This is a genomic window from Streptomyces sp. NPDC001108 (assembly GCF_053598535.1).
The window spans coordinates 31,711-52,998 of sequence record NZ_JBSFKL010000009.1; the positions used below are offsets into that span (position 1 = coordinate 31,711).

Genomic DNA, 21,288 nt, shown 5'->3' on the forward strand with positions numbered 1-21,288 from the left:
GGGCGCCACCGGTATCACCCGTTCGGGAAAGACCGCCACCCCTCGGTGGTGACCCCCGGGCCGCCGCGGGGTTGAGAGGTACGGACCCCAGGCCCCGAGGAACGGACGTGCCCGCCATGCCGCCACGGCTCAGTGTCGTCGTACCCGTCCACAACGTCGCGCCCTGGCTGACGGAGTGTCTGCGGTCCCTCGCGGAGCAGACCCTGGCCGACCTGGAGGTGGTCGTCGTCGATGACGGATCCACCGACGACAGTGCCGCCCTGGCCGCCGCCTTCGCCGCCCGGGACGGCCGGTTCCGGCTGGTCGGCCAGGGCAACGGCGGCCCCGGACACGCCCGCAACACCGGCGTGCGCCACTGCGACCCCGGCGCCCGCCACCTCGCCTTCGCCGACGGCGACGACGTCCTGCCGCCCCACGCGTACGAACTCCTCACCGCCACGCTGGACCGGACCGGCTCCGACCTCGCCACCGGCCAGGTCCTGCGGCTGACGGCCGACGGCACGCTCGGCCCCGCACCCGGCCCCCGCCGCGCCCCGGCCACCACCCGGCTGCGCACCCACATCTCCCGCCACTGGGAGCTGGCCGCCGACCGGACCGTCTGCAACAAGGTCTTCCGCCGCTCCTTCTGGGACGAGCACGCCTTCGCCTTCCCGTCCGGCACCCGCTCCGAGGACCTCCCCGTCGTGCTGCCCGCCCACTTCCTGGCCCGCGCCGTCGACGTACGGGGCGAACCCGTCCACCACTGGCGCGAGCGGGACACCGCCGCCGGCACCACCGGCCCGCCCGCCGACGTACGCGGCCTCCAGGACCGGATCACCCAGCTCCTGGCCGTCTCCGCCTTCCTCGACGAGCACCGCGGCCCCGACGACAAACGGCGCTACGAGACCCATGCGCTCAGCCACGAGCTGGCCCCCTTCATGGCGGTGCTCCCCGAGGGCGACGAGGCGTACCGGCGCGCCTTCCTCACCTACGCCAACGAGTTCACCGACCAGGTCGACCCGGCCGTCCTCGGCGCCCTGCCGCTGCCCGCCCGGCTGCTGTGGCACCTGGTGCGCGAACGGCGGACCGGCGAGCTGCTGGCCCTGATCGCCGACGAGCGGGCCGAGCCGGGCGCGTTCACCGTCCGGGGCACGGTCCGCCGCACCGCCCACTACCCGGCCCTCGTCCGGCCGGTCCCCGGCCCCCTGCTGCGGCTCGGCGCGCGGGACCTGCCGTTCACCGCCCGGCTGCGCGCGGCCCACTGGCGGGACGGCCGGCTCCACCTCACGGGGGACACCCACCTCCCCGGCGGACCGGGGTTCGGCGGCGTCCGGACCGGCTGGCTCCGCGCCGCGCACCACGCACCGGTGCCGCTGCGGCTGCGCACGGACCGGACGCCCGGCCGGAACCCGTACGGCCGGGACCGCGCGGCCTTCGAGGCCGTCGTCGACCCCGCCCGGATCCGCCCCCGCCCCGGCGGCCGCGAACGGACCTCCTGGTACCCGGAGATCGGCCTCGCCGGCCCCGGACTGCTGCGCCGCGCCGCCCTCACGGCGGACCGCCCGACGCCACCGCCGCCCGTCCACCGCCCCGACGGCGACCACCGGATCGTGCCCGCCTTCGACGACTACGGCGCGCTGGTGCTGCACGCCGAGCGGATCGGCGCCCGCTTCGAGACGCACCGCGCGGGCACCGCCGCCGACTCCACCGCCACCGTGGTCATCGACGGAATGGTCCGCGACGGCGTCGGCCCCGGCCCCCTGCGCCTCACCCTCACCCACCACCCCTCCGGCACCGTCCTCGACCGCCCCGTGACGGTGCACGACGGAGCCGTCCCCTCGGCGGCGGGCTGGCGGCGCTTCACCACGGACCTCCCGCTCGCCGCCCTCGCCGCCGCCCGGCCCGCCCCCGCACCCGGGACCGACCGCGCCCGGCTCCGGTACCGGCTGAGGCTCGTCGGGCCGGACGGCCGCCGCACCCCGCTCGACGTCCCCGGACCGGTCCTCCCCGGCGACTACCCGCTGGCGGGGGACGACGACGGGCCGCGCGCCCTCGGCCTGGCCGCCGGGTACCGGGGCGATCTGCTGATCGACGACCACGCGGCACGGCCGCACCGAGCCGGATTCCACGGGCCGCCCGATTCCCGCGCCACGAAGGCACCGTAAGGAATTCGTAAGGACGCCCCAAGGGATTCACGAGGGGCGGACCCGGGACGGCTTTCCGTGCCGCGCTGAACCATTCGGGTGACACTCCACCGCGCGAAATGCGAATGTCCGGTGCATTCACGTAATGGTCCGCACAAGTGCGGCCTTCGATACGTCGCTCAGCGTCCTCGGGTTGCTACGTTCTGCTTTCATGGGTATCCGAACGCGGTACGAGACCTGGAACGTGCCCCGAGCGAGAGCGGCGGTACTCGTCGCCGCTGCCGCCGGTCTCCTCATCCGCATGCTGATCGCGGCGAATATGCGCGGGCCGGCCGATGTGCACATCTTCCGCGGATTCGCGCGGGCCACCGTCCAGTACGGTCCCATTCGGATCTACGAACAGCCGCTTCCCGGACTGCCCGTCTACAACCACCCGCCGCTGGCCGGATGGATGCTGCTCGGCCTCAATGAACTCTCTGAAAAGGGCATCCCCTTCGGAACGTTGATCAGGGCCCCCGCCTCGATCGCCGACTTCTTCTGCGCACTCGTCGTGTTCGAGATCGTGCGCCGCCGCGCCTCCCTCGGCACCGCCGTCGCCTGCGGGATCGGCGTGGCCGCCAGCCCCCTGCTGATCGCCACCTCCGGCTACCACGGCAACACCGACGAGGTCGCCATCACCTTCGCCCTGCTCGCCGGCCATCTGCTGGTGGACCGGAAGGCGCCGCTGCTCGCCGGGGTGGCCGCCGCGCTCGCGATCAGCGTCAAGTTCGTCCCGGTGGTGGTGGTCCCGGCGCTGTTCGTCGTCGCGCTGCGGGCGGGCCGGCCGGCGCTCCTCCGCTTCACCGCGGGCTTCACCGCGCTGTTCGCCCTGGTCTGGGGGCCGGTCCTGGCGACCGTGCCGGAGAACCTCAAGGAGAACGTGCTGGAGTACGCCGGCGGCGGCTTCCGGCTCTGGGGGCTGGTGCGGTTCGCCGACCTGTTCGGGCTGCCGGACTCCTTCATCACCTTCATCGAGGGCGACGGCCACTTCCTCTTCGTCCTGGCCTGCATGGCGGCCGGGGTCTGGCTGGCCTGGCTGCGCCCCGCCCAGGCGCCCGTCGTCGTGGGCGTCGTCATGGGCCTGCTGCTCCTGCTCTCCACCGCCTCCGCGCTCCAGTACCTGACCTGGCCGGCCGCCGGGCTGTTCGTCGTCGGCTTCTGGCCGGGCGCCGCGTACAGCTGCGCGCTCGGGGTGACCGCGGTCCTCGGCTACCGGGGCCGCTCCGCCGTGCGCTGGAACGAAACGGTGCTGCACTTCGCCGAGTTCGGCTGGCTGGTGCTGGCCGCCGCCCTGGCCGTCGGCGTACGCACGGTCCTCGCCGCCCGCCCGGACCGGCCCGGCGAACCGCCCGCCGGGAAGAGCCGCCTCGCCGCCCCGCGCACCTCCCACCCCACCGGCTCCACCGTCAACTGAACCTCCCCCACGCATCCCCCCACGCACCCCGAGCGACTGGAGAACGCCCCGTGACGGAAAGCCCGAGCCCCAGGATCGGCATCCTGGTGGTCGCGTACAACGCCGAGACGACACTGGAGCGGACCCTCGACCGCATTCCGGCGGATTTCCGGTCCAGGATCGCCGAGATCCTCATCCTCGACGACGCGAGCCACGACGCGACCTTCACCGCGGGCTGCCGCTGGTCGCAGACCGAGGGAATGCCGCGGACCTACGTCATGCGGCACACCAAGAACCTCGGATACGGTGGCAATCAGAAAGCCGGATACGCCCTGGCCGCCGAGCACGGGCTCGACATCGTCGTCCTGCTCCACGGCGACGGACAGTACGCCCCGGAATTCCTCCCCGACATGGTCGCGCCGATCGAACGCGGCGAATGCGAGGCCGTCTTCGGTTCACGGATGATGAAATCCGGATCCGCCCTCAAGGGCGGCATGCCGATGTACAAATGGCTCGGGAACCGCATTCTCACCCGGGTGGAGAACACCCTGCTCGGCTCCCGGCTCACCGAATTCCACTCCGGCTACCGCGCCTACAGCGTCGCCGCGCTGAGGAAACTGCCGATCCACCGCAACACCGACGCCTTCGACTTCGACACCCAGATCATCGTCCAACTGCTCGACGCCGGGATGCGGATCAAGGAGATCCCCGTCCCCACCTACTACGGCGACGAGATCTGCTACGTCAACGGCATGAAGTACGCGAGGGACGTCGTCAAGGACGTCCTCGAATACCGGCTCGCCGTCAAGGGGTTCGGCACCTGCGGCTGGATCCCCAAGCCCGTCGAGTACGCCTTCAAGGAGGGCGACGGCTCCTCGCACGCCGTCATCCTGGAGCGGATGCGCTCGCTGCCGCCCGGCCGGGTCCTCGACCTCGGCTGCTCCGGCGGCCTGTTCGCCCGGCGCCTGGAAGCCCTCGGCCACGAGGTGACCGGCGTCGACTACGTCGAGGTCCCCGGCGTGCGCGAGAACTGCACCCACTTCCACCTCGCCGACCTGGAGGAGGGGCTGCCGGCCGGACTCGGCACCGACTACGACTACGTGGTCGCCGGAGACGTCATCGAGCACCTCTCCCGGCCCGACCGGGTGCTCACCGGGATCGCCGACGTGCTGCGGCCCGGCGGCCGGGTCCTGCTCTCCGTACCGAACTTCAGCCACTGGTACTCCCGGATGCGGGTCGCCCTCGGCGCCTTCGGCTACGACCGGCGCGGCATCCTCGACGAAACGCATCTGCGCTTCTTCACCCGGGCCAGCCTGCGCCGCACGGTCCGGGACGCGGGCTACGACGTCCTCGAACTCACCTCGACCGGGGCGCCCTTCTGGTCACTGCTCGGCGGCGGTCCGCTCGCCGGGGCGCTGGGCGGCGCGTCCAAGCTGCTCACCCGGATCAGGCCGACGCTGTTCGGCTATCAGCACGTCGCACTGCTCACCCCGCACGCGGCCGAGACGATCATCGCTGGAGAGCACGTCGATGTTCAGGACATCCTCAACCGACAGTACGTCCCGGCCGCCGACCGGGTCGGTGTCTGAGCCCGCCGTACCCCGTCCCACCCCCGCGCCCCGGGCGCCGGAGCCGGAGCGGCGGCCGCCGGGCCCCGCAGTCAGGAGCAGGACCTTGACCCTTCCCAGTCTGACGCTGCTGCTGTTCGCCGTGTTCTCCTCGGCGGGCGGCCAGATCATGCTCAAGCACGGGATGAAGACCGCCGCGGCCGCCGCGGACCACGGCGGCGGTTCCGTCGCGATGCGGGCGGCGACCAGCCCCTGGGTCGTCCTCGGGCTGCTGGTCTTCGGGGTGTCCGCGCTGGCCTGGATGGCGACCCTGGCGAAGGTGCCGCTCTCCATCGCCTATCCGTTCAACGCCCTCGGCTATCTGCTGATCGTGCTGGCCGGGGCGACCGTGCTGCACGAGCGGACCTCGATGTGGACCTGGGGCGGCTCGCTGCTGGTGATCGTCGGCCTGATCACGGTGATGGCCGGACAGCAGCGCTGACGGCCGGGGTCCTTCGTTCGGATCAGGCCGGACGAGGGCCGTACGGGCCCGGGACGTCCCCGGACCCGTACGGCCCCCGCCGCGCCGACCGCTCGGCCGGTCCCGCTACTTGACAGCGCCCGCCATCACTCCGGAGACGAAGTGGCGCTGGAAGGCGAAGAAGACCGCAAGCGGGATCACCATCGACACGAAGGCGCCCGGCGCCAGCACGTCGATGTTGTTGCCGAACTGCCGTACCTGCTGCTGGAGGGCGACCGTGATCGGCGGTGAGCCCGAGTCCGCGAAGATCAGCGCGACCAGCATGTCGTTCCACACCCAGAGGAACTGGAAGATCCCGAGCGAGGCGATCGCCGGACCGCCGAGCGGCATCACGACCCGGGTGAAGAGCCGGATCTCGCCCGCCCCGTCCAGCCGGGCCGCCTCCAGCAACTCCCGGGGGATCTCCGCGAAGAAGTTCCGCAGCAGGAACGTCGCGAACGGCAGGCCGAAGGCCGTGTGGAAGAGGACCACGCCGAACGTCGTCTCGAAGATCCCGACCGCCCCGAACAGCTTGGAGACCGGGACCAGCGCGACCTGCACCGGCACCACCAGCAACCCCACGACCAGCAGGAACCACCAGTCGCGGCCGGGGAAGTCCAGCCAGGCGAAGGCGTATCCGGCCAGCGAGCCGATCACCACCACCAGCACCGTCGCCGGCACCGTGATCATGATCGTGTTGAGGAGCGAGCCGGTGATGGTGGAGTTCTCCAGCAGCCGGGCGTAGTTGTCGAAGGTGAGCTGGGTGGGGGCCGTGAAGACCTTCCACCAGCCGCTCGACGCGATGTCGTCCGCGCCGCGCAGCGAGGACAGCAGCAGCCCCACCGTCGGCATCAGCCAGAACAGGGCCACCAGGACCAGGAAGACCCGCACCGCGCCGCCGCCCACCCGGGCGGCGAGCCGGGCGCCGAGCGACCGCCCGGCCTTCGCCGGGGCGTCCCCGGCGGTCGTGCGGGTGGCCGTGGACGCTGCCGTGGTCGACGGTGTCGTCATCGGCGCCCCTCCTTCCGGATCCGGCGGATGTTCACGTACATCACCGGGAGTACCAGCAGCAGCAGGAGTACGGCGATGGCGCTGCCGATCCCCAGATCCGCGTCCGTGCCGAACGACGAGCGGTAGAGCTGGAGCGCGAGCACGTTCGCGTCGGCCTGCGAGGAGCCCGGCGCGATGATGAAGACCAGGTCGAAGACCTTCAGGACGTTGATCATCAGCGTGACCAGCACCACCGTCAGCACCGGTGCCAGCATCGGCACCGTGATCCGGCGGAACACCTGCCACTCGTTCGCCCCGTCGACCCGGGCCGCTTCGAGGAGTTCACGCGGCAGCCCGGCGAGCCCCGCCGCGATCAGCACCATCGCGAACCCGGCCCACATCCAGACGTACGAGCCGATGATCCCGGGCGTGACGAGCGCCGGGCCCAGCCACTCCACCCCGTTGTACGGCTCCGCGAAGTTCGAGGCGGGCAGCCGGAGCAGGGCGCCGTCCGCCGCCGCGGGGAGGGCGAACGTGCCGTCCGCGGCCGCCGTCGCCGAGGCGACGACCTTCCCGTCCTTCACCGCCTCGACCTTCAGCCCCTTGAGGCCCAGCTCCTTGGCGTCGATGACGTCGGGCCGCCCGCCACCGCCCCGGGTGAAGTCCAGCCAGGCGGTGCCGGAGACCGCGCCGCCGCCCGCCGCGGCCTCCTTCGCGGGCTTCGCGTCCTTCGGCATGTCCCCCGGGGCCACACCCACCAGCGGCAGATGGACCGGCCGCCCGGCCCGCACCGGCTCCTTGGTGACGAAGGAACCGCCCCCGCCCGCCTTGACCGGGTGGACGGGCAGCGGATGCGCCTTCGGGAAGCTCGACGACTCGTTGAACGTGTCGTGCACCCCCACCCAGACGGCGTTGGCCACCCCGCGCTCCGGGGCGGCGTCGTACACCAGCCGGAAGATGATCCCCGCGGCGAGCATGGAGATCGCCATCGGCATGAACACGATGAGCTTGAACGCGGTGCCCCAGCGGATGCGCTCGGTGAGGACCGCGAAGATCAGCCCGAGGGCGGTGGAGACCGTGGGCGCCACCACCACCCAGATCGCGTTGTTCTTGATCGCCGTACGGATGGTGTCGTCGGTGAACAGCGCCTTGTAGTTGTCGAGTCCGGCGAAGCCCGTACCCGCCTGGTCGAGGAACGACCGGTAGACGGAGTACACGATCGGATAGACCACCAGCGCGCCCAGCAGCACCAGCGCGGGCGCCAGGAAGAGCGCCGCGACCAGCCGGCGGGTCCCGGTCACGCTCCGGCCGCGCGGCCGGAGGCCGGAGGACCGGTCGTCGGGCGTCGGATCTTCGGACATGTGCGTGTCGGCGGGGGGCACCGCTCCGGCGCCCCCCGCTGCGGCTGTCGTCATCGCGTCAGCTCTTGTACGCCTTGGCCGCGGCGGACTCCAGCGCGGCCTGGGTCCCCGCGACGTCCTTCGGGTTCTTCAGGAAGTCCTGGAGGATCTTCCACTCGCCCTTGCCGGGCGTCCCGCCGAACGACTGCGGGGCCTGGTCGGACATGTCGAACCGGACCGCGTCACCGGCCCCGATCAGCGCCTTCGCCATCGTGCGCTGCACCTCGTTCGGGTACGCGGCGTCGTCCAGGCCCTTGTTCGGCGAGATGAACCCGCCCTGCTCGGCCATGATCTTCGCGGCGTCCGCCGAGGCCAGCCAGGTCAGCAGCGCCTGGGCGCCCTTGCCGTCCTTCAGGGCCACCGCCGCGTCGCCCCCGGTCACCACCGGCGCCTCGGCACCGACCGAGGGGAACGGGAACACCTTGGCGTCGGTCCCGATCTTCGCCTTCGTCTGCGCGATGTTGACGGCCACGAAGTCGCCCTCGTAGACCATGGCGGCCTTGGGCTGGTCGCCCCCGGTGAAGGTCTGGGTGACCGAGGCCGGGAACTCCGTCTGGAGCGCCCCGTCGGCGCCGCCCGCGATCAGCGACGGCTTGCCGAAGAGCTCGGCCAGCGTGGTCAGCGCGTCCTTGACGGACGGGTCCGTCCACTTGATCTTGTGCTGGGCCAGCTGGTCGTACTTCTCCGGACCGGCCTGGGAGAGGTAGACGTTCTCGAACCAGTCGGTGAGCGTCCAGCCGTCCGCGCCGCCGACCGAGACCGGGGTGACGCCGGAGGCGGAGACCGTCTCGGCGGTCTTCAGGAAGTCCTTCCAGGTCTTCGGTTCGCTCGCGCCCGCGTTCTCGAACGCCTTGGCGTTGTACCAGACCAGGGACTTGTTGGCGGCCTTGAAGTAGACGCCGTACTGGGTGCCGTCCACCGTGCCGAGGTCCTGCCAGACCTGGGAGTAGTTCTTGGCCAGCTGCGCCTTGGCCTCGGGGCCGACCGGCTTCGCCCACTTCTTCTGCGCGGCCTGCTGGACCGCGCCGACCTGCGGGATCATCGCGACGTCCGGCGGCTGACCGCCCGCGATCTTCGTACCGAGGAAGTTGACGATCGGGTCCTGCGCCGGGACGAAGGTGACCTCCGCGCCCGTGCGGCTCTCGAACTCCTTGAGCACCTTGACGAAGTTGGCCTGCTCGGTGCCGGTCCAGACCGCCGCGACCGAGAGCTTCTGGCCGTTCAGCTTGGGCAGCGAGACGCTCGACGAGCCGCCCTTGCCGCTGTCCGTTCCCGGTGTGCTGGGCTTCTCCTCGTTGCTGCACCCGGTGAGGGCGAGGGCGCCGGCGGCGGTGACCACCGCGACGGCCCTGCTGATCCGAAGGGTTGTGCGCATTGCTTCCCCGTCTCTCACATCGTCGTGTGCGCACAGTCCTACGCCGGGCGCCGGGGGCCCGCAATACCGACCTCCGACTCAACTCCCTTATCGTGATGGGCTCGTGACGTGAGGTCAGAGCATTGTCGGGGCATGTCCGGACCCGGCCCGGACGGACGCGACCGGCGGAGTGCCGGGCGCGACGCGGTCAGGAGGGGACGGGACCGAGCGGCGCTATCGGATCGGCGTCGACCGAGCGGGCCGCCCACTCCAGCGCACTGGCCAGCAGGGCCAGATCGGTCGGCCCGTTGCCCAGCTCGCGGACCGGGCGCCGGGTCGGCGGATCGCCCATCCGCTCCCACTCCAGCGGTACGACGGTGGGGCGCAGCGTGGCCGTACGCGGGATGCGGCCCGTCACCCGGCCCCCCTGGAAGGGGGTTACCCGCCCGTCCGGATGGCCGAGCCGGCCCCGGCCGGGCGCCGGGTCCTCCGGCGCGCGCGGCACCGCCGGGGCGTCCAGCACGATCCGCAGCCGGGCCCCGTGGGCCAGGTCCGTGTCCTCCGTGCGGTCGGGCCGGGCGGACGCCGCGACCAGGTGGACGCCCAGCCGCCCGCCCTCCCGGGCCACCGCCTCCAGGGCCCGCACCACCGAACCGGCGGCGGGGCGCCCCGGACTGCCGAGCGCCGGGGCGACCAGCGCGTCGAAGTCGTCCGCCAGCACCACGAGCCGGGGCAGCGGGGAGGGGCCGGGCGCGGCGGGCCGGGGCGTGGAACGAAGCCGGAGCGTCCCGCTCGCCGGGGCGTCCACATCACCGCGCTGCTCCGCGGCCGACGCCGGACGCTGGCCGACCAGCCGCCGCGCCACCTCCTGCCGGTGGTGCCACTCGGCGAAGTCGTACGGGCCGAGCAGCTCGGCCCGGCGCTTCAGCTCGCCGCTCAGCTCCTGGGCGAACTCCCGCATCCGCACCGGATCGGAGGCGACCAGATGGGAGAAGGCGTGCGGCAGCTCCATGCAGGGGCCGAGGCCCTCGCCCCGGTCCCCGCCCGCGCCGTCGACCAGCATCAGACCCAGTTGATCGGGGCGGGCGGCCGAGGCGAGCGAGGCGGCGACGGCCCGCAGCAGCTCCGTACGCCCACTGCCGGCCGGCCCCTCGATCAGCAGGTGCGGGCCCTCCTCGGACAGGTCGACGCCGACCGGGCCCCGGGGCCCGGCCCCGAGCACCACCATGGGCCGCCCGACCGTCACGGACCCCTCGGACCCGGCGGAGCCGTCCGCGGAGGCCGGGACGGCGGCCGCGGGCGCCGTGGAGATCCGGGGGGCGTCCACGCCGCGCTCCCCGCTCACCCGGCGCGAGGACCCGGGCCCGGAAGCGGCGGCACGCGGACCACCGGAACCGGCGACGGTGCGCCCGGAGCCGGGCGCGTCCAGCCCGTCCCCGGGAAGCAGCACATGACCGGGGGCGCCGACATGGGTGGCGTGCTCGCTGCCCGGGAACGGGGCACCGCCCACCCGCTGCGCCCCCACCCGGGGGCCCGCCGCGCGCGGGTGCTCCGTACCCTCCGGGTCGCGGCCCTCCAGGGCGGGGCCGCCGTCCGGCCGGCGGCCCGCACCGCGCACCGGGGCGCCGGGCTGCTCGTCGGCGGTGGAGGCCCAGCGGGCCATCAGGGACGCCGGGGTGGCGCGGGCCAGTCCCAGCTCGTCCAGGAGCCGGGCGGTCGTCGGCAGCGCGGCCGCCGGCCGGCCGTGCGCCGGGGCCGCCCCCTCCGCGCGCAGCGGCGCCAGGGCCCGGCCGAACCGCTCCGCCCAGTGCGCCGACACCGCGTCCACCGCGGCGACCGTGCCGCGCCCGGCGGCCTGCCCGTCCGCCGTCCGCAGCAGCCGCAGCGCCGTCGCCACGTCGCCACTGAGCATCGCCACCGCTCCGCACTCGCGGAAGGGGATCGAGGCGTGGCAGGCGGCCTCGTACGTCGCCGCGACCGGTGAGGTGGGGGTGGCGGCCGGGGTTTCGGCCAGACAGATCAGATGGATGCCCGCCGCGGCACCGGCGGCGGCCAGCCGGGCGGCGTTCTCCCGCAGCGCGGCCGAGCCCGGGTCGCCGTCGAGGACCACCACCGTGTACGGACCCGCGTACCGCGCCGCGGCCTCGGCGACCGTGGCCCGGTCCTGGCTGGCCCAGCCGGGCCCGAGCGGGCCGTCGTCCAGCCGGCGGGCCAGTTCGGCGAGCCGGGCGGTGGCCTGGTCGCGGTCGTGGGCGAGGAGCAGGCGGCAGTCCTGGCCGTGCGCCGGGCGCAGATGGGGCAGCCAGCCGAGCCAGGCCCACTCGCGTCTGCGCTCCTCCGCGCCGCGCGCCCGGTCCACGCTGATCAGCACGATCTCCAGATCGGCCGGGGAGTGCAGCGCGGCGAGCTGCGCCACCACGGACCGGGCGAGCCCGGCCAGCCTCGTCCGCGGCCCGGCGAGCCCGAGCGAACCGGCCTCCCGCAGCCCCACCGTCACCGGCACCGAGGGCAGCTCCGCCCGGTCGGTCGTGCCGAGCCGCACCACGAGCGCCTCGGGGTGGCCGGCGGCGCGCTCCCAGAGCCGGGGCCCCGGGCCGAGCGCGGTCAGCAGCACCTCCGCCGGATCGGGCCAGGCGCTCCGCTCCGCGCCGCCCGGCGGGGCCGGGGCGGGGCCGGACGCGGCGGGGCCCGGACCTCCGTGGCCCTCGGCGGACTGGGCGGCCTCGCCCCGGCCGCCCGCGAGGCGGCGGGCCCAGGCGCCGATCCCGCCCCGGCGGGGGGCCCCGCCGTCCGGTGCGGCCGGTCCGGCCGCACCGGACGGTGCCGCGTCGTCGTACGCCGGACCGGGGTCGGGGGAGCCGGGGGCGCTGAGGGAGGGGTCGTCGGTGGGCGCGACATGGTCCGGGCCGGTGCGGTCGGCGGTGCCGGAGACCCGGAGGTGGCCCTCGCCGTCGGGGGCGGTGGTCAGGGCGGGGGTCGGCGCGCCGGACGTCAGCCGGAGCGTGGACTCGCCGAGCCGCAGCAGTGCGCCGGGCTTCAGCCGGACCGGGCGGTCGTGGACCGCCGCGCCGTCGAGCAGGGTGCCGTTGGTGGAGCCGAGATCGGCCACCGAGACCGTGCCGTCGCCCAGGACCGTCACCGCGCAGTGCAGCCGGGACACGTCGGGGTCGTCGAGCGGTACGTCGGCGTCGGCGGAGCGGCCGATGCGGATCCGGCCGCCGTGCAGCAGATGGACCCCGCCCGCGTCCGGCCCCGCGACCACGTGCAGCCGCGCCGGGACGGCGTCGTCCACCGCCTCGTCCTCGCCGGGAACCTGGAGCGAGAGCACCGCGCCGTCCACCAGCGGCGGCTCGCCCAGCGCGGAGCGCTGCCCGTCGAGCCGCTCGCGCCCGGCGTACAGCACCACCGCGCCGCCGCCGAGCTGGCCCTCGGGACCGAGGACGGCCGTCGCGAGCTGGGAGGCCACGGTGGCCAGGGCCGTCCCGGGCGGGGCGGTGACCAGCACGTCGCACGCGCGCGCCGGGGTCTGGCCGCTGCGCGGCGCGAGGACGGTCAGCCGGATCTGCATCGCCGTTCAGCGGTCCCTTCTGCGCGCCGCGCCGAGCAGGGGAAACGCCCTGTGACTCCCCCCGCCCGCCGCGGACGCGTCGTCCGGTACGGGTTCGTCACGCACCGAGGGGCCCGACCCCACAGTCCGTGCTGGAGGCATCCTCGCACTTGCCACTGACATCGTGCCCGCGGGTCACCGCTTAACGATCTTGAAACGTCGGCTGTGCGCCCATAAGTGCCTGCTTGGAGCGGCGCTTGCGGGGACGGAGCCGTTCCGGAAGTGTCTGCGGAGCGACATCTCGAACGCGAGTGCGGCAACCATCGGCCCGGAAAGGGCGTCTTGTTCCGGGAACGTCCCTGTCCTTCCGAGAGGGGCCGCCAGGGCGTACGGGCTGATGGGAGGCCCCGGGGCTGTCCCGGGGATCTGTCCGGAAACCGTCGTCCCATGACCGACGGTGACAGTTTGACGAGAGGCCAAAGGGTGTCCACGGGACACCCCTTAGAGTTAGCCGGAACTCCCGGGCGGAAGCCGGGAACACCGTAAGCACCACGATCTGCAGGGAGCGCATGACGTGCGGCCGGTAGGCAGCAAGTACCTCCTGGAGGAGCCGCTGGGACGCGGCGCCACGGGCACCGTCTGGCGGGCCCGCCAGCGGGAGACCGCGGGCGCCGAGGCGGCCGTCGCCGGTCAGCCCGGCGAGACCGTGGCGATCAAGGTCCTGAAGGAGGAGCTGGCCAACGACGCCGATGTCGTGATGCGCTTCCTCCGTGAGCGCTCCGTGCTGCTCCGGCTCACCCACGAGAACATCGTGCGCACTCGCGACCTGGTCGTCGAGGGCGATCTCCTCGCCCTGGTCATGGACCTGATCGACGGCCCCGATCTGCACCGCTACCTGCGCGAGAACGGCCCGCTCACCCCGGTCGCCGCCGCCCTGCTCACCGCGCAGATCGCCGACGCGCTCGCCGCCAGCCACGCCGACGGCGTCGTCCACCGCGACCTGAAGCCCGCCAACGTCCTGCTGGACGAGAGCGGCGGCGGGATGCGCCCGATGCTCACCGACTTCGGCATCGCCCGGCTCGCCGACTCCCCGGGGCTCACCCGCACCCACGAGTTCGTCGGCACCCCCGCCTACGTGGCGCCCGAGTCCGCCGAGGGCCGCCCGCAGACCTCCGCCGTCGACATCTACGGCGCGGGCATCCTGCTGTACGAGCTGGTCACCGGCCGCCCGCCGTTCGCCGGCGGCACCGCCCTCGAAGTCCTGCAGCGGCACCTCAGCGAGGACCCGGTCCGCCCCGGCAACGTCCCGGCCCCGCTGTGGACGGTGATAGAGCGCTGCCTGAGCAAGGACCCCGACCGGCGGCCCAGCGCCGAGAACCTCGCCCGCGGCCTGCGCGTCGTCGCCGAGGGCATCGGCGTGCACGCCACCTCCGCCCAGATCGCCGCGGCCGACGGCGTGGGCGCCCTGCTCGCCCCCGACCCGGCCCCCGCGGCCGTCCCGGGGACCCCGGGCGCGGCGGACCCGACCCAGGTGCTGCCGAGCAACGCGGGCTCGTACGACCCGGCCGCCGCCACCAGCGTCCTGCCGCAGACCGGGCCGGGCGCGGGCGGACACGCCGACCCGACCTCGGTGCTGCCCCCCGTGCCCCCGCGCCCGGACGGCCCTCCGCAGCCCGAGGAGCCGCACCCCTGGCAGTCCCAGCTCCGGGCCGCCCGCGACCGCAACGAGCAGACCCAGGTCCAGTACCTCGACCCGAGCGAGGACCCGCTCCGCCGTCGCCCCCAGCGCCCCCAGCCGCAGCCCCAGCAGCACCAGCAGAGGCGCCAGCCGCCGCAGCAGCAGTACCAGCAGCAACAGCACTACCCCCAGCAGCAGTACCAACCGCAGCCCCAGCAGCAGTACCAGCCCCAGCAGCAGCGCCAGCAGTACGCGCCCCCGCAGCAGCCGGCGCCCCAGCAGCCGCAGCCGCCTGCCCCGCGTCCGCCCCGCGAACCGAGGCAGCGCAGCGCCAACCCGATGCGCATCCCCGGTCTGGGCTGCCTCAAGGGCTGCCTGTTCACGCTGGTCCTGCTCTTCGTCGCCGGCTGGCTGATCTGGGAACTGACCCCGCTCCAGGACTGGATCGGCCAGGGCAAGAGCTACTGGAAGGCGATCAGCGACACGGTCTCCACCATCGGCGACTGGATCTCCAAGCTGGGCGGCGACGGAAACCCCTGAGCGACCACCGCACGCGGCGGCCCCCAACGGCCGCCGCACCGGCGGCCGATGCGGCCGCGACCCCATCAACTCTGTAGCTATGTCGACTTCCGCGGGCCAGTTTCCATCGCATATCGCCCGCGGAAGTGAGGTCTGGCGCCATCCCGGGCACTCAACCACTCGGCCGACGCGTAACTTTGTCGACCGGGGGTCATGAGCGACGGTTCATCGCCAGCCGCTGAGGGAGCAGTCTTGGCACGGAATATCGGCAGCCGGTACACCGCACACCAGATCCTGGGGCGCGGCAGCGCGGGCACGGTCTGGCTCGGCGAGGGGCCCGACGGCCCGGTGGCCATCAAGCTGCTCCGCGAGGACCTCGCGTCCGACCAGGAGCTCGTCGGCCGCTTCGTCCAGGAGCGCACCGCCCTACTCGGTCTCGACCACCCGCACGTCGTCGCCGTCCGCGACCTCGTGGTCGACGGCAACGACCTGGCCCTGGTCATGGACCTGGTGCGCGGCACCGACCTGCGCACCCGCCTGGACCGCGAACGACGGCTGGCCCCCGAGGCGGCCGTGGCGATCATCGCGGACGTCGCGGACGGCCTCGCCGCCGCGCACGCCGCCGGGGTGGTCCACCGCGACGTCAAGCCGGAGAACATCCTGCTCGACATGGAGGGCCCGCTCGGCCCCGGCGGCGCGCACCCGGCGCTGCTCACCGACTTCGGCGTGGCCAAGCTGATCGACACCCCGAGACGCACCAAGTCCAGCAAGATCATCGGTACGCCGGACTACCTGGCGCCCGAGATAGTCGAGGGGCTGCCGCCGCGCGCCGCCGTCGACATCTACGCCCTCGCCACGGTCCTGTACGAACTGCTCGCCGGTTTCACGCCCTTCGGCGGCGGACACCCCGGCGCGGTCCTGCGGCGGCACGTGACGGAGACGGTCGTCCCGCTCCCCGGCATCCCCGAGGAACTCTGGCAGCTCCTGGTCCAGTGCCTGGCCAAGGCCCCCGCCTCCCGGCTGCGCGCCTCCGAGCTCGCGGCCCGGCTGCGCGAGCAGCTCCCGCAGCTGGCCGGCATCCCGCCGCTCGACGTGGACGAGCCGGACGCCGAGCCGGAGGCCGGTGCCCACGACGAGCGGGAGTACGCCCCCGCCGCCGAGGAGCCCCGCCGTCGCGGCGCGGTGCCGCTGGTCCCCGGTTCGTCCGCCGACTCCAACCGGGACACCCACACGAGCATGCGCGTCCCGGCCCCCGACGAGCTCTCCGGCGGCCCCCGGGGCACCGCGCGGGCCCCCCGCTCCCCGGGCGCCCCCCGCCCCGGCTCGGCCCGGAACAAGTCCGCCGCGGTCCGCAAGCGCCGCATCGTGCTGGGCGCCGCGGCCCTGGTGCTGCTGGCCGCGCTCGGTCTGGGCGGCGCGCTGGCGCTGGGCGGCGACGACGCGGACGCCCCCGACGGGAAGCCGGGAACCTCGGCGCCGGAGGCGCCCTGACCCGGTCCTGGGGCGGCCTCGGGGCGTCCGGCGCGGCTGATTGCGGGAGGAAACGGACGGCCCGAGGAATGTCCGCGCCGACAGCCGTTACGCTGGACCCGTGGCAGTCGTCGATATTTCCGAAGAGCTGAAGTCCCTCTCCTCGACCATGGGGTCGATCGAGGCCGTCCTGGACCTGGATGCGCTGAGGGCGGACATCGCCGTGCTTGAGGAGCAGGCGGCCGCGCCCTCCCTCTGGGACGATCCCGAGGCGGCGCAGAAGATCACCAGCAAGCTTTCCCACCTCCAGGCCGAGGTCCGCAAGACGGAGGCGCTCCGCGGCCGGATCGACGACCTCGGAGTCCTCTTCGAGCTCGCCGAGGACGAGGGCGACGCCGACGCGCTGGCCGAGGCCGAGGCGGAGCTGGAGGCGGTCCGCAAGGCGCTGGACGAGATGGAGGTCCGCACCCTCCTGTCCGGCGAGTACGACGCCCGCGAGGCCCTCGTCAACATCCGCGCCGAGGCCGGTGGCGTGGACGCGGCCGACTTCGCCGAGAAGCTCCAGCGCATGTACATCCGCTGGGCCGAGCGCCACGGCTACAAGACCGAGGTCTACGAGACGTCGTACGCGGAGGAGGCCGGCATCAAGTCGACCACCTTCGCCGTCCAGGTGCCGTACGCCTACGGCACGCTCTCCGTCGAGCAGGGCACCCACCGGCTCGTCCGGATCTCCCCCTTCGACAACCAGGGCCGCCGCCAGACGTCCTTCGCGGGCGTCGAGGTGCTGCCGGTGGTCGAGCAGACCGACCACATCGAGATCGACGAGTCCGAGCTGCGCGTGGACGTGTACCGCTCCTCGGGCCCCGGCGGCCAGGGCGTCAACACCACGGACTCCGCGGTCCGGCTGACCCACCTGCCGACCGGCATCGTGGTCTCCTGCCAGAACGAGCGCTCGCAGATCCAGAACAAGGCGTCCGCGATGAACGTCCTCCAGGCGAAGCTGCTCGAACGCCGCCGCCAGGAGGAGCAGGCCAAGATGGACGCCCTCAAGGGCGACGGCGGCAACTCCTGGGGCAACCAGATGCGGTCGTACGTCCTGCACCCGTACCAGATGGTCAAGGACCTGCGTACGGAGTTCGAGATGGGCAACCCGGAAGCGGTCTTCAACGGCGAGATCGACGGCTTCCTGGAAGCCGGTATCCGCTGGCGCAAGCAGCGCGAGAAGTAGTCGGCGCACAGCCTTCCCGGCGGTGCCGGAGACCCGAGCGGTCTCCGGCACCGCCGTTTTCCGTTGCCTGTGGGGGAGTTGGTGCCACCGCTCGTGCGGGCGCCGTGGGGAGTGCGTCACAGTCCTGCCTCTGTCTGGTGACCAACTGCGACCAAACCGGCGCATAGCGCACGGAACGGCCTTGACGTAGTCCTTAACCGTGGCCAAGGTGCTAGGGCAGCATGCGTATGTCTGGGACAGGTGTGAACGGGGGCGGGCGGCATGACCATGACTCTGTGGGGCGCCGTTCGGAGCGAACTCCGGAGAACCGGGGCCCGCATATGGCTGCTCCACTGACGAGATCAGCTACTGGGGGTAGCAGCACATGACGAAGAAGACGCGCGTTCGCGTCGCGCGGATCGCCGCGGGTGCGGTCATCGCAGCGGGTGCCTCGCTCACCGCCGCCGGCGTCGCCTCGGCGGTCGGCGTCGATGTCAACGTCGCCGGACTGTCGGCCAAGGCCGAGGTCACCGGCGGCGGCGAGGACGGCGACGGCGAGTGCAGCCCGATCGACCCGCGCTGCAACGAGACCGGCGGTAACGAGACCGGTGGTAACGAGACCGGTGGTAACGAGACCGGCGGTAACGAGACCGGTGGCAATGAGACCGGTGGTAACGAGACCGGTGGTAACGAGACCGGTGGTAACGAGACCGGCGGCAATGAGACCGGTGGTAACGAGACCGGCGGCAATGAGACCGGCGGCAATGAGACCGGTGGTAACGAGACTGGCGGCAACGGCAACCAGGGTGGCAACGGCAACCAGGGCGGCAACTCGTCCAACGGTGGCAACGGCAACCAGGGTGGCAACTCCTCCACCGGCGGCTCCGGCAACCACGGCGGCACCTCCGGCAACGGCGGTAGCTCCTCCAACGGTGGCAGCTCCTCCACCGGCGGCAACGGTGGCACCGAGGGCGGCGCCACCGGCGGCTCCGTGACCGGCGGGGGCGACGACTCCTGCACCGTCGACCTCGACGGCGCCAAGTGCGCGGACAACACCACCCCCGACTCGGCCGGCAACCAGCCGGTCGAGCAGGGCAAGGGCAAGGACGAGCTCGCCGAGACCGGCGCCGCCGAGACCACCTTCCTGGTGGTCGGCGCCGCGACGATGATCGCCGGAGGCATCGGCTTCCGCATCCTGCCGCGCCTGATGAGCGGCCGCGCGGCCGTCTAAGGACCGCCGTCCGCGCCGGGCAGTGCCCGGCGCACAGGCACAGAGGGGCCCGGGACGCCATTCGGCATCCCGGGCCCCTCGACGTACGTACCGTGCCCGGAAGGAGCGAGGGCCTACGCGCCCTGGTGCGCCAGCAGTGCCAGGGCGCCCACCAGCACCACCAGCAGGGCCACCAGCATCACCGGACTCAGCCCGGCGAACATCCCCTGCCCCTGCTCCCGCTGAAGCCGCTCACGGCTCGCCCGGCACACGGGACACCGGCCCTCGCTGACGGGCGCCGCGCAGTTCGCGCACACCAGTCGGTCGTAGGTCATGCGCCTTCCTCCTCCCGCGCGGCGGAGCCGCGACCCGCTGGACGCTCCGCACAACGCTCGTGGAAACGCAACCGTTCCCCTCCCACTGTGCCAGCTCGCGCGGGTTTCGGCGCGGCCCGCCGGAGATCACCTGTTCCGTCATACTTACGTCCTGCGTCCGGGCGGCCCCGTTCCGACACAAATCGCCCATCCCCGGACGTGCGCCTGCACGCCTGAGTCCGGTTCGCGTATGGTCACGCACACCTACTCCCGGCCGACCGTGGTGCATCCGTGATCCGATTCGACAACGTCTCCAAGACATACCCGAAGCAGAGCCGCCCCGCTCTGCGGGATGTGTCCCTCGATATCGAGAAGGGCGAGTTCGTCTTCCTGGTGGGCTCCTCCGGCTCCGGCAAGTCCACCTTCATGCGACTCATCCTCCGTGAGGAACGCGCCAGCCAGGGCGCGGTCCATGTCCTGGGCAAGGACCTCTCCCGCCTGTCCAACTGGAAGGTGCCGCACATGCGCCGCCAGTTGGGCACGGTGTTCCAGGACTTCAGGCTTCTGCCCAACAAGACCGTCGCGGAGAACGTGGCGTTCGCGCAGGAGGTCATCGGCAAGCCGCGCGGCGAGATCCGCAAGGCGGTGCCCCAGGTCCTCGACCTGGTCGGCCTCGGTGGCAAGGAGGACCGGATGCCCGGCGAGCTCTCCGGTGGTGAGCAGCAGCGCGTGGCGATCGCGCGGGCCTTCGTCAACCGCCCCATGCTGCTGATCGCGGACGAGCCGACCGGCAACCTCGACCCGCAGACCTCCGTCGGCATCATGAAGCTGCTGGACCGGATCAACCGGACCGGCACCACCGTGATCATGGCGACCCACGACCAGAACATCGTCGATCAGATGCGCAAGCGCGTCATCGAGCTGGAGAAGGGCCGTCTCGTACGCGACCAGGCGCGCGGCGTCTACGGCTACCAGCACTGAGCACCGAGCACTGAAAGGACGCCATGCGCGCCCAGTTCGTCCTGTCGGAGATCGGCGTCGGCCTCCGTCGCAACCTCACGATGACCTTCGCCGTCGTCGTCTCCGTCGCCCTCTCGCTCGCCCTGTTCGGCGGCGCGCTGCTCATGCGCGAGCAGGTCAGCACGATGAAGGACTACTGGTACGACAAGGTCAACGTCTCGATCTTCCTCTGCAGCAAGGCCGATGTGACCTCGACGCCGAAGTGCGCCAAGGGTGCGGTCACCACCGAGCAGAAGCAGCAGATCAAGAGTGACCTCGAGAAGATGGACGTCGTCGACACGGTCAGCTACGAGTCCGCCGACCAGGCGTACAAGCGCTACCAGGACCAGTTCGGCGACTCGCCCATGGCGAGCAACATCACGCCCGACCAGATGCAGGAGTCGTACCGGGTCAAGCTCCACGACCCGAAGAAGTACAAGGTCGTCGCCACCGCCTTCGCGGGCCGTGACGGGGTGCAGTCCGTACAGGACCAGAGAAGCATCCTGGACAACCTCTTCGGCCTGATGAACGGCATGAACGTGGCCGCCCTCTTCGTGATGGCGCTGATGCTCGTCATCGCGTTGATGCTGATCGTGAACACCGTCCGGGTGTCCGCGTTCAGCCGACGGCGCGAGACCGGGATCATGCGGCTCGTCGGGGCCTCCGGCTTCTACATCCAGATGCCGTTCATCATGGAGGCCGCGTTCGCCGGACTCATCGGCGGTGTGCTGGCCTGCGTGATGCTGCTGGCCGGCCGGTACTTCCTGATCGACGGCGGCCTGGCCCTCCAGAGCAAGCTGAACCTGATCGAGTTCATCGGCTGGGACGCGGTCTTCACCAAGCTGCCCCTGGTCCTGGCGATCGGCCTGCTGATGCCCGCCGTCGCCGCGCTCTTCGCGCTCCGCAAGTACCTCAAGGTGTGACATGCGCCCCCGGGGGCGCGCGGCCAACAAGCCGTGCGCCCAGGGGGCGTTGTCC

General features: G+C 72.7%; 15 protein-coding genes. 10 read left to right on the forward strand and 5 right to left on the reverse strand.

From position 1 onward, the window contains the following. Positions 1-116: 116 nt before the first annotated feature. The 4 genes from ACWC97_RS20710 (at position 117) to ACWC97_RS20725 (ending at position 5,604) form a co-directional block, all read left to right on the forward strand. Positions 117-2,144, forward strand: coding sequence for a glycosyltransferase family 2 protein (locus ACWC97_RS20710; protein WP_450651061.1), 2,028 nt, complete (start codon positions 117-119; stop codon positions 2,142-2,144). Positions 2,145-2,334: 190 nt separating this feature from the next. Beyond that, positions 2,335-3,576, forward strand: coding sequence for a glycosyltransferase family 39 protein (locus ACWC97_RS20715; RefSeq protein WP_450650782.1), 1,242 nt, complete (start codon positions 2,335-2,337; stop codon positions 3,574-3,576). A 50-nt stretch (positions 3,577-3,626) separates the two neighbouring features. Further along, positions 3,627-5,144 (forward strand): bifunctional glycosyltransferase/class I SAM-dependent methyltransferase, encoded by a 1,518-nt coding sequence (locus tag ACWC97_RS20720; protein WP_352273652.1) that lies wholly within the window; start codon positions 3,627-3,629, stop codon positions 5,142-5,144. Between the two features lie 85 nt (positions 5,145-5,229). Then, positions 5,230-5,604, forward strand: coding sequence for a DMT family transporter (locus ACWC97_RS20725; protein WP_352273653.1), 375 nt, complete (start codon positions 5,230-5,232; stop codon positions 5,602-5,604). 105 nt (positions 5,605-5,709) lie between these two features. Here ACWC97_RS20725 and ACWC97_RS20730 read toward each other — a convergent pair whose 3' ends face one another. The 4 genes from ACWC97_RS20730 to ACWC97_RS20745 all read right to left on the reverse strand — a co-directional run bounded on the left by ACWC97_RS20730 (position 5,710) and on the right by ACWC97_RS20745 (position 12,934). Continuing rightward, the gene (locus ACWC97_RS20730; protein WP_352273654.1) at positions 5,710-6,633 is read right to left on the reverse strand and encodes a carbohydrate ABC transporter permease; all 924 of its coding nucleotides are present in this window, start codon (positions 6,631-6,633) and stop codon (positions 5,710-5,712) included. After that, positions 6,630-8,027, reverse strand: coding sequence for a carbohydrate ABC transporter permease (locus tag ACWC97_RS20735; RefSeq protein WP_352273655.1), 1,398 nt, complete (start codon positions 8,025-8,027; stop codon positions 6,630-6,632). The genes ACWC97_RS20730 and ACWC97_RS20735 overlap by 4 nt, the downstream gene beginning before the upstream one ends. 4 nt (positions 8,028-8,031) lie before the next feature. Then, positions 8,032-9,387 (reverse strand): ABC transporter substrate-binding protein, encoded by a 1,356-nt coding sequence (locus ACWC97_RS20740; protein WP_450650784.1) that lies wholly within the window; start codon positions 9,385-9,387, stop codon positions 8,032-8,034. A 187-nt stretch (positions 9,388-9,574) separates the two neighbouring features. After that, the gene (locus ACWC97_RS20745) at positions 9,575-12,934 is read right to left on the reverse strand and encodes an FHA domain-containing protein (protein WP_450650786.1); all 3,360 of its coding nucleotides are present in this window, start codon (positions 12,932-12,934) and stop codon (positions 9,575-9,577) included. 553 nt (positions 12,935-13,487) lie between these two features. Here ACWC97_RS20745 and ACWC97_RS20750 point away from each other — a divergent pair. From ACWC97_RS20750 to ACWC97_RS20765, 4 genes are all read left to right on the forward strand, one after another. Next, positions 13,488-15,131 carry a serine/threonine-protein kinase gene (locus tag ACWC97_RS20750; RefSeq protein ID WP_352273658.1) on the forward strand — a complete coding sequence of 548 codons (1,644 nt, stop codon included), beginning with the start codon at positions 13,488-13,490 and terminating at the stop codon, positions 15,129-15,131. A 231-nt stretch (positions 15,132-15,362) separates the two neighbouring features. Continuing rightward, a complete protein-coding gene (locus ACWC97_RS20755; RefSeq protein ID WP_352273659.1) occupies positions 15,363-16,601 on the forward strand; it encodes a serine/threonine-protein kinase in 1,239 nt (412 codons plus the stop codon). Positions 16,602-16,701: 100 nt separating this feature from the next. Next, a complete protein-coding gene (gene prfB, locus ACWC97_RS20760; protein ID WP_352273660.1) occupies positions 16,702-17,808 on the forward strand; it encodes a peptide chain release factor 2 in 1,107 nt (368 codons plus the stop codon). Between the two features lie 364 nt (positions 17,809-18,172). Continuing rightward, complete coding sequence (locus tag ACWC97_RS20765) at positions 18,173-19,018, forward strand: LPXTG cell wall anchor domain-containing protein (protein ID WP_450650791.1); 846 nt, start codon at positions 18,173-18,175, stop codon at positions 19,016-19,018. Positions 19,019-19,131: 113 nt separating this feature from the next. Here ACWC97_RS20765 and ACWC97_RS20770 read toward each other — a convergent pair whose 3' ends face one another. Further along, complete coding sequence (locus ACWC97_RS20770) at positions 19,132-19,332, reverse strand: hypothetical protein (RefSeq protein ID WP_352273662.1); 201 nt, start codon at positions 19,330-19,332, stop codon at positions 19,132-19,134. 270 nt (positions 19,333-19,602) lie between these two features. Between ACWC97_RS20770 and ftsE the strand changes: the two genes are divergently transcribed. Both ftsE and ftsX read left to right on the forward strand, forming a co-directional pair. Then, the gene (gene ftsE / locus ACWC97_RS20775; protein ID WP_148838248.1) at positions 19,603-20,292 is read left to right on the forward strand and encodes a cell division ATP-binding protein FtsE; all 690 of its coding nucleotides are present in this window, start codon (positions 19,603-19,605) and stop codon (positions 20,290-20,292) included. 23 nt (positions 20,293-20,315) lie between these two features. After that, positions 20,316-21,233, forward strand: a complete 918-nt coding sequence (gene ftsX / locus ACWC97_RS20780) for a permease-like cell division protein FtsX (RefSeq protein WP_352273663.1) — start codon at positions 20,316-20,318, stop codon at positions 21,231-21,233. Positions 21,234-21,288 lie beyond the last annotated feature (55 nt).